The organism is Metapseudomonas boanensis (assembly GCF_018704125.1).
Taxonomy (GTDB): Bacteria; Pseudomonadota; Gammaproteobacteria; order Pseudomonadales; family Pseudomonadaceae; genus Metapseudomonas; species Metapseudomonas boanensis.
Map to the genome: position 1 here is coordinate 1 of NZ_JAGTIS010000030.1, position 16,494 is coordinate 16,494.

The following is a 16,494-nucleotide window of genomic DNA, read 5'->3' on the forward strand; positions in this document are numbered from 1 at the left end:
AACCTTGTAGGAGCCAGCTTGCTGGCGAATGGCGCATGTTCGCCAGCAAGCTGGCTCCTACAGAGAGAGTACCGGCTATCCGGCTGTCAACTCGCCTCTCCCCCAGATTCCGCGATGAACCTTTTTTTATGGCTGAATTTTTTGGGGCGCTTGCGAATGGATTAGCGCTGTTCGCGTTAGCTGTTGGGGCTTGGCACTTGGGCCCTAGGGTGGGGCCTCAGCCCACCCTTGTCGTCGTTTCGAGCCCCAACTCGGGGGGCGTGGCAACAGCTGACGCAAACACCGTGAATGGATTCGTTCACCAGAAGGGACGGACGCAAGGTCATTCTCTGCATGGTCAGCAATTTCCCGCTGAATAGGCAAACAGGCGCGCTTATGTGGGGCTAGATGCGCCCGAACGCCAGGCGTTCAGGCTGGGAAGCAGAGCGTGACGGCGGATCGGGATTCCGAAGCATGTCGGAACTCGTAGTGCAGGCCTGCGGCCTGCTTCGCGAATGAATTCACCCTACATGGAGGGGCAGTCCAACGGTCAACGCGGGTAGAGCGGCGGCAGTTGGCTGGCCTCGACCGTAACTTGTTGCGCTGTCTGTTGTGCAGGCAGTGCCCGGATGGCCTTCCACAAATCCTCGCCTTGCCAGCGCTGGCCAGCCTCGCTGTATAGCGCTCCGTTCAACTCATCCAGGGCGTCGGACAGTGGGACGAAGCGTGCGGCCATGTCGGCCAGGGTTTCTGGTTGCTGACGGGCCCAGGCGTCCAAGGCCTGGCGTGTGGCGTGCGGGTCGTTCGACTGGCAGGCACGTTTGAGGTCATCGAGGAGTGTCCGAGGACTCGGTCCCGTCTGGGCGGTTGGCAGGATCGCCGGCTGTCGACGGGCGCGCCACCAGAGGCTGAATCCCAGGAAGGTCGTGCAAGCGAACAGCGCACTGGCGAGTTGCCAGGGCCAGAGTCGGACCTGTGTGGACGGAGCGTCGGTGGAGGCTTCGGCCTGTGGCACGTTGGCAGCCTCCAGTTCGGGATTGATGGCGACTTCCAGAGTGCGTGCCGGCAGTTCGCTGCGCATCAGCCGGTCGTCCCTGGTGCTCCACCAAGTTACTTCCACGGGCGGAAGCTCCAGGCGGCCACTGGCCGTTGGCACCAGCGCTTCGCGTTCTTCCCGGCTGCCAATCATTCCGCGTTCGCCATTCTGGCTGCTCAGCTGAGGTTGGTCGGGGTAGCGACGCAGTCCCTTGACCTGCGTGGCTGGCAGCGGGGGCAGCTGCGCACTGGAAAGGCCGTCGACCTGAAGCATCAGACTACGGGTCAGGGAGTCGCCGGTCTTGGCGCCCCTGGGATCGGGGTTCCAGGCTTCAGTCAGGGTCAGGTTTCGGGCCGGCAGCCAGGGGACGTTGTCGGGGTAGTCCGCGGGTTTCGGCTTGACCGTGAGCGGAATCTGGGGAGATAGGACCCGAGTCAGTCGACCTGGCTTCGGACCGAATGGCTGGTAAGTCCCCACCTTGCCGCGATCGACCAGGGTTGCGCTGAAGACTTGGGCCGGAAGCGTGATCAGTCCACTTTTCTGCGGGAATATTGCGTACTGGATTTCGATCACGCCATGGCGCACGCCATTGATTTCCTTTTCGTAGGTGCGCGGCTCGCCAAGTTGTTCGACGCGGGCGTCGTCCATCTGTAGCTGGCTGAGGCTGCTGTCGTCATACAGCGATACCGAGTGATAGATGCGGAGGGTGAGGACGGCCTGGGCCTGCACGTAGACGCTTTCCTGGTCGAGGCTGGCGTCGATGAACACTGGGGCCAGGTTGGTCTTGGTGTCTTTGCTGGCCTTCTGTATGTGCAGGGTGATGGGCTGGGTCCTGGCATCTCCCAGCTGGAGCGGCGGGATCACGACAAAACCAGTCTGCTTCGGCTGTAGGGTGACGATCCAGCGCGTTGCCCGTTCGTTCTGCCCATTCAGTGTGCCGAGTTGGTTGATCTGGCGGGTGCCGAGCACTTCGAACTGCTCATTGAGCGGTGTCAGATCGGGCTTGCCGAACAGGGTTGGGTCCGCCGACTCGAGGGTTAGTTCGACCGTTTCGCCTTCACTCAGGCGTGTCCGGTCGATCGTGGCGGTAACGCCTGCCGCGCTGGCGTGCAAGGCGATGAAGCTGATTAGGAGGGCACAAAGCAGGCGAATCATTGCGAGTCTTCCTGGTGCTGTTGCTGTTCGTACCAGAACTTGCGGCGAAGCAGTTCTGCTGGGTCGTCCGGAATCTGGCGCAGCCATTGCTCCAGTGCCTGGCGGCGCTCGTCAGCCAGAGGCTCGGTCCCGGCCGTTGGGCTTTGAGCGAGATCCTGCTCGGCCTGGCCTTCGCCGGGCTTCCCCGGAGCTGCCTCGCTGGGTGAGGCCTGCCCAGTCTGCGCCTCGTCGGGCTTGGCTGTCCGGCCATCGGGTTGCCGTGTGTCAGCGGCCTCGTCCGGGCGAGTACTGGCGTTACTCTGGTTGGCTTGCGATTGAGTCTCAGCAGATTGCTGGTCTTCGCTGGGTTGTTGCGAGGACTGCTCCTGGCGCTGGCGTATCAGCGATTCGACCAAGGCTTTGTTCTTTTGCGCAGGCAGTAGTTCAGGCTGGCGTTGCAGGGCCGAGTCGTAAGCGTCCACGGCAGCTTCAAGCTCGCCAGCCTTGGCCAGGGCATTGCCGCGGTTGTAGTGGTCGGTTGCATTGTCGCCCTGGGAGAAACGATCAGCGGCGGCTGCATAGTCGCCTGCTTCATACAGGGCGAAGGCCTGCCAGTTCGTGTCGATGAATCGCTGCGCTGCTTCCGCCGGACGCTGGGCCTGGAGCAGGCGTTGGCCTTGCTGGTCCGGACGTAGCCAGAGGTCCTCCAGCTCGAAGGCCATTGCCGGGCTTGGTAGGACGAAGAGCAGCGGCAGGCAGAACAGCCAGCCTCGACGTCCTGCACAGGCGGCAAGCAGGAGCAGGGGCAGAAGCAGCCAATGGCCCTGGTCCGCCCAGGTGGCCAGTTGGGCAATTTCGCCACTTTCACGAAAGCTTTCTGCTCCATTGAGCAGGCCCAGGCTGCGTAGGTCACCGTCAGTGAGTTGGGCGCTGGCGTAGCGTCCATCCAATTCCCTGGCAAATCGACGGAGCCCTGCGCTATCGAGCTTAGGCAGGAGGATCGCACCCTCAGAGTCCTTGAGAAAGCCACCGTCCTCCTGGGTGATCGGTGCACCTGCAGCGGTGCCTAGGCCCAGGATGGCAAGGCGCCCGCCTCTGGAGCCGAGGATTTTGTTGATACCCCGTTGTTCTGCCTCGTCCAGGCCGCTGGTGACCAGGAGTAGCCGGCCTTGGCCCCGGGCGCCCTGTTCCAGCAGTTTGAGTGCCTTGTCCACGGCGAGATCGGCACGCTGACCGGGACTCGGCATGATCGACGGCTTCAGCGCATCGAGCAGGTTGAATGTGGTCATCAGGTCGTCCGAGAGCGGTACCAGGCTGTGGGCGCTGCCCGCATAGACGACCACCGCCGTCTGCGCATCATGCCGGGCATTGAGCAGGTCCCTGATCTTGCGCTTGGCTTGTTCCAGCCGGCTTGGCACAACGTCGGTGGCGAGCATGCTTGGGGTCAGCTCCAGGATGACCACCAATGGATCCGCACGTTTTTGCGTACTCTGCTCGACCCGTTGCCAGCTTGGGCCCAGCAAGGCCAGCAGGGCCAGCAGCCAGGCCAAGCCAAGGGCCAACCAGGGCAGGCGATTGTGGCGCTGGCTGGCACCGTTCAACAGCCAGGGCTGGAATGCAACGGGCAGGATTTGCTCCCAGCGGCCACTGCGACGCTCGCGATGCCAGAGTTGCCAAAGCAGCCAGCCGAACAAAGGAACGAGCAGCAGCCAGCCGGGGCGTAGCCAGTAAGGCCAGAGTTCGCTCATGTGCGCCTCCGCCAACCTTTGCTTAGCTGTGGCCGTTGTTGCAGGGCGTGCGGCCAGAGGGCCTGGCAGACCAGCAGCAGGCTCATCAGGACGGCGCCAGCGAGGGGCCAGCTGTACAGCGCGAGGGCCGGGCGCGCCTGGCTCGGACGCTGCGCCACCGGCTCCAGTTGATCGAGAATTTCTTCGATTTCTGCAAGTTCCTTGCTGGAGCGTGCGCGGAAGTATCGGCCACCGGTCTGCTCGGCAATCGCGGTAAGGGTGGGTTCGTCCAGGTCCATGCTGGGGTTCAGGCCCAGGATGCCGAGCGCATTGCCCTGTTGCGGGTCGGCACCAATGCCGATGGTGTAGATCTTCACGCTTTCTTCAGCGGCCAGGCGGGCAGCAGTGAGCGGCTCGATCTCACCGCCGGTGTTGGCACCATCCGTGACAAGGACCAGCACCCGGCTGGTGGCTGGCTGTTGCCGCAAGCGCTTCACTGCCAGGCCAATGGCATCGCCGATGGCGGTATTCTTGCCGGCGATGCCGATCAGCGCCTCGTCCAGCCAGGTCTTCACCGTCTGCCGGTCGAGCGTCAGCGGGGCTTGCAAGTACGCCTGGCTGCCGAACAGGATCAGTCCGATCCGGTCGCCCTGTCGACCGTCGATGAACTCGCCCATCAGGTGCTTGACCAGCGTCAGTCGGCTGACCTCCTGCTCTTCCCATTGCATGTCGGAGTAGTCCATGGACCCGGACACATCCACGGCCAGCAGCAGGTCGCGGCCGCTGGTGGGCAGCGGCTGTGGTTCGCCGACCCACTCCGGACGAGCGGCCGCGGACACTAACAGGAGCCAGAGCAGGATAAAGGGCGCCTGCTGCCGCCATGCCGGCAGATTGGCCCGGGCGCGGCGTCCGACCAGGCCTTCCAGATCGGAAAGGAAACTGACTTTCAGCGCCGCCTCGCCGCTGTCGGCTGCAGGCAGCAGCAGTCGCAGCAGCCAGGGCAGGGGGGTGAGCAGGAAGGCCCAAGGCCAGGTGAATTCAAACATGCTTGCGAATCCAGGTGTCGACTGCCTGGTAGAGGCCGTTGATGGCTTTGTCGTCCAACTTGCATTGGGGGCGGTAGGCACCTTCCACCAAGATCATCCAGCGGGTCAGGCCGGCTGCGGGGCAGCGGTTGTCCAGATAGGCCAGCCAGGCACGACCGCTGAGCGTATGGCTGTGGTCGTCGGGATAGTGCATGCGGCACAACCGTTTGAGTAGGCCGTTGAGCTCCTGCAGCCAAGTACCGGCGGGCGCGCCGTCATAGGGTTTGACCAGGCTGGCAAGCTCAGCGAGTGCAGCCTGGCGTGACGGATCCAGGGGCTGTTCGGACTCGGGTTGAGCCTCGCCACGGTGCCGTCGAGCCAGTGACCATAGGCCCCAGCCGAGCCCCGCGAGCAGCAGTGGCAGCAGCCACCAGCCGGGGGCAGGCGGCCACCAGGGGATGGGGGGCGGTGCGATCAGGGGCTCGAGGGCGTCCAGCGGGTTCATTGCGACCCCTCCTTGTGCTGCAGGTAGTCGCGCAACTGTTCGATCATTCCTTCCTGTGTGCTCAGAGGCATCAGCAGCACGCCCAGTTTCTGCGCCAGCCGTTCCCAACGTTCCGTGCGGGCCTCGCCCAGTTCACGGTAGGCACGTCGCAGCTCGGCGTTATGGGTGTCCAGTTCCAACTGGGCGCCTTGCTCGGAGAAGCGCAACAGACCCGCCGCGGGAAGGGCGTGGTCGAGCAGATCGGAAACTGGCAACAGGATCAGGTCCGTGTGTCGGGCGAGCAGGGTGATCTGCTGCTCCGAGGTATCGGACAGCGTGCGCTCATCGCAGAGAAGCACCACCAGGCTGCCCGGGCGCAGCACTTCGCGCGCACGGCGCAGCGCCAGGCTGAGCCCTTCGCGAGGGGTGCCGGCCTGGGTGCCCAGTGCCTGGTTGGCACGGGCCAGTCGGTTGAGCAGTTGCAGCAGGCTCTGTTTGCTGCGGCGCGGCTTGATCTCGTGGTGTTCCTGATCGCTGAACACCAACCCGCCGATGCGATCGTTGTGGGCCAGCGCTGCCCAGCCGATCAGGCTGGCGGCCTGGGCAGCGAGGACAGACTTGAAGACCAGTCCCGAGCCAAAGAACAGGCGTTGGCTCTGCTCGACCATGATGAACACTGGCCGTTCGCGCTCCTCGTGGAACAGTTTGGTGTGCGGCTCCTGGGTTCGCGCGGTGACGCGCCAGTCGATGGTGCGCACGTCGTCACCCGGCTGGTAGACACGCACCTGGTCGAAGTCGATGCCGCGCCCGCGCAGCTTGGAGTGGTGCAGGCCAATCAATGGGCTGCGCCGGGCCGGGGTAGAGAAGAGATGGACCTCGCGCACGCGATGGCGCATTTCGATCAGTTCGGCCAGGCTGACGTGGATGCCCGATGCACTCGCGGCCGGCGGCTCGAAACTGGATGGCGCGACCTTGCGCCGCTTGATCCGAAGCTTCCAATTCGCAGCGCGCAGGCGCATTCAGGCCACCGCCACCACGTCGAGGATACGTTGGATGACACGATCCTGATCGATACCGGCTGCCTCTGCCTCGAACGAGAGGATCAGGCGGTGACGCAGCACATCGAAGAGCACCGCCTGGATGTCTTCCGGGCTGACGAAGTCGCGGCCCGCCATCCAGGCATGCGCGCGCGCGCAGCGGTCCAGCCCGATGGACCCGCGGGGGCTGGCGCCCCAGGCCAGCCACTCGGCCAGTTCGCTGTCGAACTTGGCCGGGGTGCGGGTGGCCATGACCAGATGCACGAGGTACTCCTCGACCGCGTCGGCCATATACAGGCCAAGGATTTCCTTGCGCGCGGCGAAGATAGCCTGCTGGCTCACCTGGTGTTCAGCGCGGGTTTCGCCATGCAGCGCTTCACCTCGTGCCTGCTGGAGGATCTTGCGTTCCACCGAGGCATCCGGGAAGCCGATGCGAACATGCATCAGGAAGCGGTCGAGCTGGGCTTCCGGAAGCGGGTAGGTACCTTCCTGTTCGATCGGGTTCTGGGTTGCCATCACCAGGAACAGCGGCGGCAGGTCATAGGTGGAGCGGCCAATGGAGACTTGCCGCTCGGCCATGGCTTCCAGCAGCGCGGATTGCACCTTGGCAGGCGCCCGGTTGATTTCGTCCGCCAGCACCAGGTTATGGAAGATCGGCCCCTGCTGGAACACGAAACTGCCCGTCTCGGGGCGATAGATCTCGGTGCCGGTGATGTCGGCGGGCAGCAAGTCGGGCGTGAACTGGATGCGATGGAATTCGGCCTCCACGCCGTCGGCCAGGTCCTTGATCGCCTTGGTCTTGGCCAGCCCGGGCGCCCCCTCCACCAACAGGTGTCCGTCGGCGAGCAGGGCGATCAGTAGCCGGTCGATGAGCTTTTCCTGCCCGAGAATCTGGGTGGAAAGATAGTTTCGAAGAGCGACGAGCGCTTCACGGTGTTCCATCGCTGAACTCGTTCGGGTGGGGAAGGGTGGCTGCAAACGCCTCGGATTATGGGGTATCACTTTAATGTACGCACGGGTTCGGGACCTAGGAGAGCCTGCTGGCGAACTTTGGTTCCGTGAGCTGGGCGGTATTTTCGAGTGGTTTGGAAAGGGCCGGCGTTGAACGAATATGTCGCAGCACGGTAAGCGCGCAGCAGCGATCCCTCGTTAAGCTTTCGCGGCAATGGTGACCGCCGGGTCGCAGTTGTTCCCGGCATGACACCCGGAGAAGGGGCGCGCTGCCTGGATCGACTTGCGGCCCTTCGTCCTCGTTCAAGCGATCTACGCTTAACCCCTAATAAAACGAGCCAAGCGGAGCACTACCATGGCGTTCTTCACCGCGGCCAGCAAAGCCGACTTCCAGCACCAACTGCAAGCGGTTCTGGCGCAGCACGTCAACGAACAGGCATTGCCACAAGTAGCCCTGTTCGCCGAACAATTCTTCGGCATCATCGCGCTCGACGAGCTGACCCAGCGGCGGCTCTCCGACCTGGCCGGCTGCACGCTGTCCTCCTGGCGCCTGTTGGAGCGTTTCGATCCTGCCAGTCCCGAGGTCCGGGTGTTCAACCCCGACTACGAGAAGCACGGCTGGCAGTCGACCCACACCGCCGTTGAAGTGCTGCACCCGGATATCCCCTTCCTGGTGGATTCGGTACGCATGGAGCTCAACCGTCGCGGTTACAGCATCCACACCCTGCAGAACAACGTGCTCAGCGTGCGCCGTAACGCCAAGGGCGAACTGCTGGAAGTCCTGCCCAAGGGCACCCCGGGCAAGGACGTGCGCCAAGAGTCGCTGATGTTCCTGGAGATCGATCGCTGTGCCAATGTGGGGGCGCAGAAGACCCTGGAGAAGGCGCTGCTGGAAGTGTTGGGCGAGGTACGTGTTGCCGTCGCCGACTTCCAACCGATGAAGGCCAAGGCCGAAGAGCTGCTGGCCTGGCTCGGCAAGGCCAAGCTCAAGGTCGATACTGAAGAACTCAGTGAGATCAAGGTATTCCTGGAGTGGTTGCTGGACGATCACTTCACTTTCCTGGGCTATGAAGAGTTCACCGTTGTCGACGAGGCCGACGGTGGGAGCCTGGTATACGACGAGAAATCCCTCCTGGGCATCTCAGTCCTGCGTCGCGGTGGCTTGAAGAAAGATGACGTGCACATCGGGCCGGAGGCGTTGGCTTATCTGCGCGAACCGATGCTGCTCTCCTTCGCCAAGGCCGCCGAACCGAGCCGCGTGCATCGCCCGGCCTACCCGGACTTCGTCTCCATTCGTGCGCTGGATGCCAAGGGCAAGGTGGTCAAGGAGTGCCGCTTCATGGGCCTCTACACCTCGTCGGTGTATGCCGAAAGTGTCGAGCAGATTCCCTACATCCGTCGCAAGGTCGCCGAAATCCAGCGTCGCTCGGGCTTCGCGCCGAAAGCCCATCTGGGCAAGGAGCTGTCCCAGGTTCTGGAAGTACTGCCCCGTGACGACCTGTTCCAGACGCCAGTGGACGACCTCTTCGCCACCGCGATGTCCATCGTGCAGATGCAGGAACGCAACAAGATCCGCCTGTTCCTGCGCCGTGACCCCTACGGGCGTTTCGCCTATGCGCTGGCCTACGTGCCGCGTGATGTCTACTCCACCGAAACCCGCGTGAAGATCCAGCAGATCCTGATGGAGCGCCTGAAGGCGAGCGATTGCGAGTTCTGGACCTTCTTCTCCGAGTCGGTGCTTGCGCGCGTGCAGTTCATCCTGCGTCTGGACCCGAAGAACAAGGTCCCGGTCGATATCGCATTGCTGGAGAAGGAAGTCATTCAGGCCTGCCGTTCCTGGAAGGACGACTACGCCAACCTGATCGTCGAGAGTTTCGGCGAGGCTCAGGGTAACCGCGTGCTGGCCGACTTCCCGAAAGGCTTCCCGGCCGGCTACCGCGAGCGCTTCGCCCCGCACTCGGCGGTGGTCGACATGCAGCACCTGCACAGCCTATCCGATGACCGCCAGTTGGTGATGAGCTTCTACCAGCCGCTGGCCCAGGGTGAGCAGCAGTTGCACTGCAAGCTTTACCACGCCGATTCGCCGCTGGCGTTGTCGGATGTCCTGCCGATCCTCGAGAACCTCGGCCTGCGCGTGCTTGGCGAGTTCCCGTACCGCCTCACCCGCCAGGACGGTCGCGAATACTGGATCCACGATTTCGCTTTCACCAGCGCCCTCGGCCAGGCAGTCGATATCCAAGAGCTGAACGACACGCTTCAGGATGCCTTTGTCAACATCGTCGGTGGTCATGCGGAGAACGACGCCTTCAACCGCCTGGTGCTGACCGCCTCCATGCCGTGGCGCGACGTGGCTCTGCTGCGGGCTTATGCGCGCTACCTCAAGCAGATCCGCCTGGGCTTCGACCTCTCCTACATCGCCAGCACCCTGCTGAACCACGCCAATATCGCCAAGGAACTGGTGCGTCTGTTCAAGACGCGCTTCTACCTGGCGCGCAAGCTGGCAGGCGAAGACCTGGAAGACAAGCAGCAGAAACTGGAGCAGGCCATCCTTGGTGAGCTGGACAACGTCGCCGTGCTTAACGAAGACCGCATCCTGCGCCGCTATCTGGACCTGATCAAGGCGACCCTGCGCACCAACTTCTACCAGATGGATGCCAACGGCCAGCACAAGTCCTACTTCAGCTTCAAGCTCAATCCGCGCCTGATTCCGGAGATTCCGCGCCCGGTGCCCAAGTTCGAAATCTTCGTCTACTCGCCGCGAGTCGAGGGCGTGCACCTGCGCTTTGGCGACGTGGCTCGTGGCGGGCTGCGCTGGTCGGACCGTGAAGAGGACTTCCGCACTGAAGTGCTGGGCCTGGTCAAGGCACAGCAGGTGAAGAACGCGGTGATCGTGCCAATGGGGGCGAAGGGCGGCTTCATCCCACGTCGTCTGCCAGTGGGTGGTGGCCGTGACGATATCCAGGCCGAGGCCATCGCTTGCTACCGCATCTTCATCAGCGGTCTGCTGGACATCACCGACAACTTGAAAGAAGGCAAGGTAGTGCCGCCGGCCAACGTGGTACGCCACGACGCCGACGATCCCTATCTGGTGGTGGCGGCTGACAAGGGCACCGCAACCTTCTCCGACATCGCCAACGGCATCGCCCTCGAGTACGGCTTCTGGCTGGGCGACGCCTTCGCTTCCGGCGGCTCGGCGGGATACGACCACAAAGGCATGGGCATCACCGCCAAGGGCGGCTGGGTATCCGTGCAGCGCCACTTCCGTGAGCGCGGCATCGACGTACAGAAGGACCACACCACCGTCATCGGCATCGGCGACATGGCCGGCGACGTGTTCGGCAACGGCCTGCTGCTGTCGGACAAGCTGCAGATGGTGGCGGCCTTCAACCACATGCACATCTTCATCGACCCGAATCCGGATGCGGCTTCCAGCTTCCATGAGCGCAAGCGCCTGTTCGACCTGCCGCGTTCCTCCTGGGCCGACTACGACACCAAGCTGATCTCCGAAGGCGGCGGCATTTTCCTGCGCAGCGCGAAGAGCATCGCCATCAGTCCGCAGATGCAGCAGCGCTTCGAGATCGACGCGGACAAGCTGACCCCGACCGAATTGCTCAATGCACTGCTCAAGGCACCGGTCGACCTGCTCTGGAACGGCGGTATCGGCACCTACGTCAAATCCAGCAAGGAAAGCCACGCTGACGTGGGCGACAAGGCCAACGACGCCCTGCGCGTAGACGGCCGTGAATTACGTGCCAAGGTGGTGGGCGAAGGCGGCAACCTTGGCATGACCCAGCTGGGGCGCGTCGAGTACGGACTCAACGGTGGCGCCAGCAACACCGACTTCATCGACAACGCCGGCGGCGTGGACTGCTCGGACCATGAGGTCAACATCAAGATCCTGCTCAACGAGATCGTTGGCGCAGGGGATATGACCGGCAAGCAGCGCAACCAGCTGCTGGCCGAGATGACCGACGCCGTGGGCAACCTGGTGCTGGGCAACAACTACAAGCAGACCCAGGCCCTGTCCTTGGCGCAGCGCCGCGCGCGGGAAAAGATCGGCGAGTACAAGCGCCTGATCGCCGCGCTGGAAGCCGCCGGCAAGCTGGATCGCGCGCTGGAGTTCCTACCTACGGACGAGGAGCTGAACGAGCGTATCGCCGGCGGACAGGGCCTGACCCGTCCGGAACTGTCGGTGCTGATTTCCTACAGCAAGATTGACCTCAAGGAGTCGTTGCTCAAATCGCTGGTGCCGGATGACGATTACCTCGCCCGCGAGATGGAAACCGCCTTCCCGCAGCTCCTGGCGGAGAAATTCGGTGACGCCATGCGTCGTCATCGCCTGAAGCGCGAGATCGTCAGCACCCAGATCGCCAATGACCTGGTCAACCACATGGGCATCACTTTCGTGCAGCGCCTGAAGGAGTCCACAGGCATGAGTGCCGCCAACGTGGCCGGCGCCTATGTGATCGTGCGTGACGTGTTCCGTCTGCCGCACTGGTGGAAGCAGATCGAGGCCTTGGACTACAAGGTCTCGGCTGAGCTGCAGTTGACCCTGATGGACGAGCTGATGCGCCTGGGCCGCCGCGCGACCCGCTGGTTCCTGCGCAGTCGCCGCGAAGACCTGGACGCTGCCCGTGACGTCGGTCACTTTGCCCCGCGTGTGGCGGAGCTGGCTGGTCGCCTTGACGAGCTACTCGAAGGACCGTCGCGCGAGCAGTGGCTGGCGCGCTTCCAGGCCTATGTCGAAGCCGGTGCACCGGAGGAACTTGCTCGCGTAGTGGCAGGCACCACCCACCTTTACACCCTGCTGCCGATCATCGAAGCCTCGGACGTCACCGGCAAGGACACGGCAGAAGTTGCCGCCGCCTACTTTGCCGTTGGCGGGGCACTGGACCTGTCCTGGTACCTGCAGCAGATCACCAGTCTGCCGGTGGAAAACAACTGGCAGGCGCTGGCGCGGGAAGCTTTCCGTGATGACCTGGACTGGCAACAGCGTGCCATCACCGTCTCTGTCCTGCAGATGAACGATGGCCCGGCAGACATCGAAGAGCGCGTTGCCCTGTGGCTGGACCAGCATCGTGCGCTGGTGGAGCGCTGGAAGGTGATGCTCGTTGAGCTGCGTGCCGCGACTGCGACCGACTATGCGATGTATGCGGTGGCTAATCGTGAGCTGATGGACCTGGCCCAGAGCGGCCAGCATGGTGTCTGCATCCCGTGATGCATCACGCCTCTATGAGTTAGTGCTCAGCCCCGCTTCGGCGGGGCTTTTTTTGTGCGCCCAGCATGGGCGCAATCTTGTGGGTGAGAGTCCCGCCGTGAGTTGACCACAGCGAACGAAGTGAAGCGCAACTGCATGAGGGCGACCGAGTGTGGGGAGGAAGCGTGGAGCGAAGCCGCGAGCCGATGAACAAGAACCGGATAGAAGGCGATGCCGACCAGGGCGAGCGGGCAAAAAGCCGCGAAGCCCTCGTGGTCAAAGGGCGGCGGCGTAGATCCGGCGGTTGTGCGGTGAAGGATTGCGTCCTTACCTGGGGAGATCTCGCCTTGTGCCTGAAAGGGCGACGGCGGCAGCCGGAGCGAGAAGTCAGCAGAGGCCGTAGTAGTTGTTTTTTTCGACGAAGGGCCGAACGAGAGAAAGCGCCGGAGGCCATCTTGATGCGACATGACCGGAAGTCAGATGCCCGCCAAACGCGGGGCGGACGCAGACGAGAAGCGGTGAAACCGCGAATCGCTCCGTCAGCGACGAGGCATTGCGCCCGCAAGGTGATCCCGAAAGCGCAGGGCAAGGGCTGCTGCAACGCGCCTTTGCGAGAGGCAACCTGCAACGCGCCTGGAAACGAGTCAAGGCTAACAAGGGGGCGGCGGGTGTCGACGGTCTGGATATTGAGCAGACGGCCGAGCACCTGCTGACCGAGTGGGCCGGGATTCGCCATCAGCTGCTGTCAGGGGCGTATCGGCCCAGCCCGGTACGCCGCGTGGTGATTCCCAAGCCCGATGGTGGCGAACGCGAGCTGGGTATTCCGACGGTCACCGACCGGCTGATCCAGCAAGCGCTGCTGCAAGTCTTGCAGCCGCTCCTCGATCCCACCTTCAGTGAACACAGCTACGGTTTCCGTCCGGGTCGTAACGCCCACGGCGCGATTCTCGCGGCGCAGCGTTATGTCGCGTCAGGACGGCGGATCGTGGTGGATGTGGACCTGGAGAAGTTCTTCGACCGGGTCGATCACGACATCCTGATTGATCGTTTGAGCCAACGGATTGCGGACCGGCCGGTAATCCGGCTGGTCCGCGCCTATCTGGATGCTGGAACGCTAAAGGCTGACGTGATCGAGAAAAGCCGCTGCGGGGCGCCGCAAGGCGGCCCGCTGTCGCCGTTGCTGGCGAATGTGCTGCTGGACGAAGTGGATCGGGAGCTGGAGCGAAGAGGCCACTGTTTCGTGCGCTACGCCGATGATTCGAACGTCTACGTCCGCAGTCAAAAGGCAGGTGAACGCGTGATGGCCTGGTTGAAGCGTCTGTATGGACGGCTGCACTTGAGCGTCAACGAGAGCAAGAGTGCGGTGGCGAGTGCGTTTGGCCGCAAGTTCCTCGGTTATGCCCTCTGGCTGGCCCCGAATGACGAGGTGTGCCGCGGGGTGTCGATGAAGGCGCGGGAAACGCTCAAGCAACGGGTCAGGCAACTGACCCGCCGGTCCGGTGGCTGTAGTTTGGCTGATGTGGCCGGGAAACTGCGCAGCTACCTCTTGGGATGGAAAGGGTATTTCGGGTTGGCACAAACCCCTCGAATCTGGCGAGCGCTGGACGAGTGGATACGCCGCCGCCTGCGTGCCCTTCACCTCAAGCACTGGCGCCATGGCAAGACGACCTACCGGGAGCTACTCCGCCTTGGAGCCAGTCCCCAGGTGGCGCAATCGGTGGCAGCACTGAGCCGCCGCTGGTGGCATAACAGCCTCTCCGCTGTGCACCGCGTGCTGACGATTGCCTACTTTGACCGTCTCGGCGTGCCGCGCCTCTTCTAACCTCAATCTCTCGAACCGCCCGGTGCGGACCCGCATGCCGGGTGGTGTGGCAGGGGAGCGGCCTGTGAAGGCCGCCCCCTATGCCGATTGGTTCATCGCGGAATCTGGGGGAGAGGCGAGTTGACAGCCGGATAGCCGGTACTCTCTCTGTAGGAGCCAGCTTGCTGGCGAACATGCGCCATTCGCCAGCAAGCTGGCTCCTACAAGGTTTCGCGCGCCTTCGATTCACTCCGCCCGACAAGTCCGCCAAGGAGGTGTTGCAGGCTGCGTTCCGGGGAAGGCGGGAAGCCGGCGCCAGACAGTCGATCCGCTCGGATACGCGTCCGCAGTACAGGCAGTCGACGCGACGCACCGGCAGTTGTAGCAGGACGCGCTGATCCTGCAGGTCACGATCCCGAACCTGGCGGATGTGCTGTTGCTCGTGGATCAACAGGTTGGGTTTGGCACGCGGCTGCAAATCGGGAAGCGCTCCGCTTGGGGCTCAAGACTGATCAGCAGGGTGTCGTGAGTGGATTGGCGACAGGCGACGACCTCGTAGCCCGGCCAGAAAGGGGCAAGATCAATAGGATGCACGGCGATAGCAGGGGGTGGGGGTTGGGATGTTTGGCGATTGCCAATTTACCCGCTTCCCTGACTGTCAACTCGCTCTTCCCCCAGACTCTGCGAAGAACCTTTTTTTGTGCGCCCGGCAGGGCGCACTCACTTGGAGGTGGAGTTCCCTACACACCTTACAAGGGGGCGGCGTGCATCCAGCGGCCGCGCAGTGAAGGATTGCACTCTTGCCTGGGGAGACCTCGCCTCATACCTGAACGGGCGGCAGTGTGACTCCGACCTACTTGATGGAGTTCTGGGGATTTGGTTGTTCAGTGGTACAGCAACCAGAGGGAGTGAAAATAATAAAGAAGCTTCTACGGGCTCTGCGCCCCAGAGGCGGGTGGCGGGTCAGCCCGCCATGGATAGCCGGTTGCGGCCTTCCCGCTTGGCCACATACAGTGCGTTGTCCGCCCGGCGCAGCAGGCTCTCCACCGACTCGGCCGGGAGCAACGTTGCGCACCCCAGGCTGATGGAAAGATCCAGCGGCCGGCCCTGGACCAGATACTGCAATTCCAGTATGCCCAGGCGTAGTCGCTCACCTACCATGGCAGCCGCTTCACGGCAGGTGCCGGAAAGCAGCACCAGGAATTCTTCTCCGCCGAACCGGAACACCATGTCGACATTGCGTAGTTTGCCCTTGAGGGTCGTTGCCACGGCCTTGAGCACTTCGTCGCCGGTGCTGTGGCCGTATTGGTCGTTGATGCGCTTGAAGTGGTCGATGTCCAGCATCAGGACCGACATTGGCTGAAGACTGCGTCGCGCCAGGTCGACCTCGCGCTGAAGCGTCTGCTCCATGGCGATGCGATTCCCGGTGTCGGTGAGGGGGTCGCGCAATGCGCTTTGCACCGCGGCTCGGTAGAGCAGAGCATTTCGCAAGGGAAAGAGCAGGCTGGAAAGCAGCGATTCCAGCTGGTTCAGCTCCTGTTCGTCGAAGCGCTGGTTGCGTCGGAATATCAGTTCGCCCAGGTATTCGCCTTCATTGCTTAGTCGGTATCCGGCTGAATGGCTGGCGAGAGTGCCAAACTCCAGGCGAACGTCGCTGCTCTGATGGAGGTAGGTGAGGGCATCCAGAGACACCAGACGCTGAACTTCAGTGAAGAACAGGTTTACGATGCGCTCGACGTCCAGGCTGGTCTGCAGTTGCAGGTTGAGCTGGCGATGCAATTCGGCCAGGCTGACCGGCTTGAGCTTCGGCTGTCGTTTGCCGGTGAAGCCCAGGCGCTGCAGTTTGGCGGCGTCGAAATCGATGGTGTTGGTCCGGTTGGGAGGAGCCATTCAGTTGAACCTCTGGCGCAGTAAGCGGCGACTACGGACTTAGAGCGATTTTCGTGCCAGTCGTTGATATCTATTGAAAAACCATTGAATTTCAAATGGTTACAATGTTCGCAGGGTGCCTTGAGGCAAGCCGTTGCCGGGATACTGGCAAAAGCATGGCAATGTGATGCCGTTCACGGAATATGGCTGCCGGAATTCTGGCGGAGGTTGCGGCGGTCGAATGACCGCCGCGG

9 protein-coding genes and 1 pseudogene are annotated in these 16,494 nt (G+C 62.9%); 2 read left to right on the forward strand and 8 right to left on the reverse strand.

Features of this window, described 5'->3' with window-relative positions; all coding sequences use genetic code 11:
- Positions 1 to 529: 529 nt before the first annotated feature.
- From J7302_RS25550 to J7302_RS25575, 6 genes are all read right to left on the reverse strand, one after another.
- Positions 530 to 2,170 carry a BatD family protein gene (locus J7302_RS25550; RefSeq protein WP_215381481.1) on the reverse strand — a complete coding sequence of 547 codons (1,641 nt, stop codon included), beginning with the start codon at positions 2,168 to 2,170 and terminating at the stop codon, positions 530 to 532.
- Complete coding sequence (locus tag J7302_RS25555; RefSeq protein WP_215381482.1) at positions 2,167 to 3,897, reverse strand: VWA domain-containing protein; 1,731 nt, start codon at positions 3,895 to 3,897, stop codon at positions 2,167 to 2,169. Before J7302_RS25555 ends, J7302_RS25550 begins: the two co-directional genes overlap by 4 nt.
- On the reverse strand, positions 3,894 to 4,922 hold the full coding sequence (locus J7302_RS25560; protein WP_215381483.1) for a vWA domain-containing protein: 1,029 nt from the start codon (positions 4,920 to 4,922) through the stop codon (positions 3,894 to 3,896). Before J7302_RS25560 ends, J7302_RS25555 begins: the two co-directional genes overlap by 4 nt.
- Positions 4,915 to 5,406 (reverse strand): DUF4381 domain-containing protein, encoded by a 492-nt coding sequence (locus J7302_RS25565; RefSeq protein ID WP_215381485.1) that lies wholly within the window; start codon positions 5,404 to 5,406, stop codon positions 4,915 to 4,917. Before J7302_RS25565 ends, J7302_RS25560 begins: the two co-directional genes overlap by 8 nt.
- Positions 5,403 to 6,281, reverse strand: coding sequence for a DUF58 domain-containing protein (locus tag J7302_RS25570; protein WP_251702272.1), 879 nt, complete (start codon positions 6,279 to 6,281; stop codon positions 5,403 to 5,405). The genes J7302_RS25565 and J7302_RS25570 overlap by 4 nt, the downstream gene beginning before the upstream one ends.
- A gap of 123 nt (positions 6,282 to 6,404) precedes the next feature.
- On the reverse strand, positions 6,405 to 7,364 hold the full coding sequence (locus J7302_RS25575) for an AAA family ATPase (RefSeq protein WP_215381489.1): 960 nt from the start codon (positions 7,362 to 7,364) through the stop codon (positions 6,405 to 6,407).
- A gap of 364 nt (positions 7,365 to 7,728) precedes the next feature.
- On the opposite strand from J7302_RS25575, the gene J7302_RS25580 reads away from it, so the two are divergent.
- Positions 7,729 to 12,591, forward strand: coding sequence for an NAD-glutamate dehydrogenase (locus J7302_RS25580; protein WP_215381492.1), 4,863 nt, complete (start codon positions 7,729 to 7,731; stop codon positions 12,589 to 12,591).
- A 532-nt stretch (positions 12,592 to 13,123) separates the two neighbouring features.
- Positions 13,124 to 14,392: a group II intron reverse transcriptase/maturase gene (gene ltrA, locus J7302_RS25585; protein ID WP_215381496.1), complete on the forward strand. Its 1,269-nt coding sequence runs from the start codon at positions 13,124 to 13,126 to the stop codon at positions 14,390 to 14,392.
- A 277-nt stretch (positions 14,393 to 14,669) separates the two neighbouring features.
- On the opposite strand, the pseudogene J7302_RS27200 reads toward ltrA, so the two are convergent.
- Together J7302_RS27200 and J7302_RS25590 are read right to left on the reverse strand one after the other, a co-directional pair.
- Positions 14,670 to 14,965: pseudogene (locus J7302_RS27200) on the reverse strand (ISL3 family transposase); the annotation flags it as partial.
- A gap of 369 nt (positions 14,966 to 15,334) precedes the next feature.
- Positions 15,335 to 16,261 carry a GGDEF domain-containing protein gene (locus tag J7302_RS25590; RefSeq protein ID WP_215381500.1) on the reverse strand — a complete coding sequence of 309 codons (927 nt, stop codon included), beginning with the start codon at positions 16,259 to 16,261 and terminating at the stop codon, positions 15,335 to 15,337.
- Between the last annotated feature and the right edge of the window lie 233 nt (positions 16,262 to 16,494).

Bases quoted from the DNA above. Each gene is read 5' to 3' on its own strand.
- J7302_RS25590 (WP_215381500.1), bottom strand. From the start codon at position 16,261: ATGGCTCCTCCCAACCGGACCAACACCATCGATTTCGACGCCGCCAAA.
- J7302_RS25550 (WP_215381481.1), bottom strand. From the start codon at position 2,170: ATGATTCGCCTGCTTTGTGCCCTCCTAATCAGCTTCATCGCCTTGCAC.
- J7302_RS25570 (WP_251702272.1), bottom strand. From the start codon at position 6,281: ATGCGCCATCGCGTGCGCGAGGTCCATCTCTTCTCTACCCCGGCCCGG.
- J7302_RS25565 (WP_215381485.1), bottom strand. From the start codon at position 5,406: ATGAACCCGCTGGACGCCCTCGAGCCCCTGATCGCACCGCCCCCCATC.
- J7302_RS25560 (WP_215381483.1), bottom strand. From the start codon at position 4,922: ATGTTTGAATTCACCTGGCCTTGGGCCTTCCTGCTCACCCCCCTGCCC.
- J7302_RS25580 (WP_215381492.1), top strand. From the start codon at position 7,729: ATGGCGTTCTTCACCGCGGCCAGCAAAGCCGACTTCCAGCACCAACTG.
- J7302_RS25555 (WP_215381482.1), bottom strand. From the start codon at position 3,897: ATGAGCGAACTCTGGCCTTACTGGCTACGCCCCGGCTGGCTGCTGCTC.
- J7302_RS25575 (WP_215381489.1), bottom strand. From the start codon at position 7,364: ATGGAACACCGTGAAGCGCTCGTCGCTCTTCGAAACTATCTTTCCACC.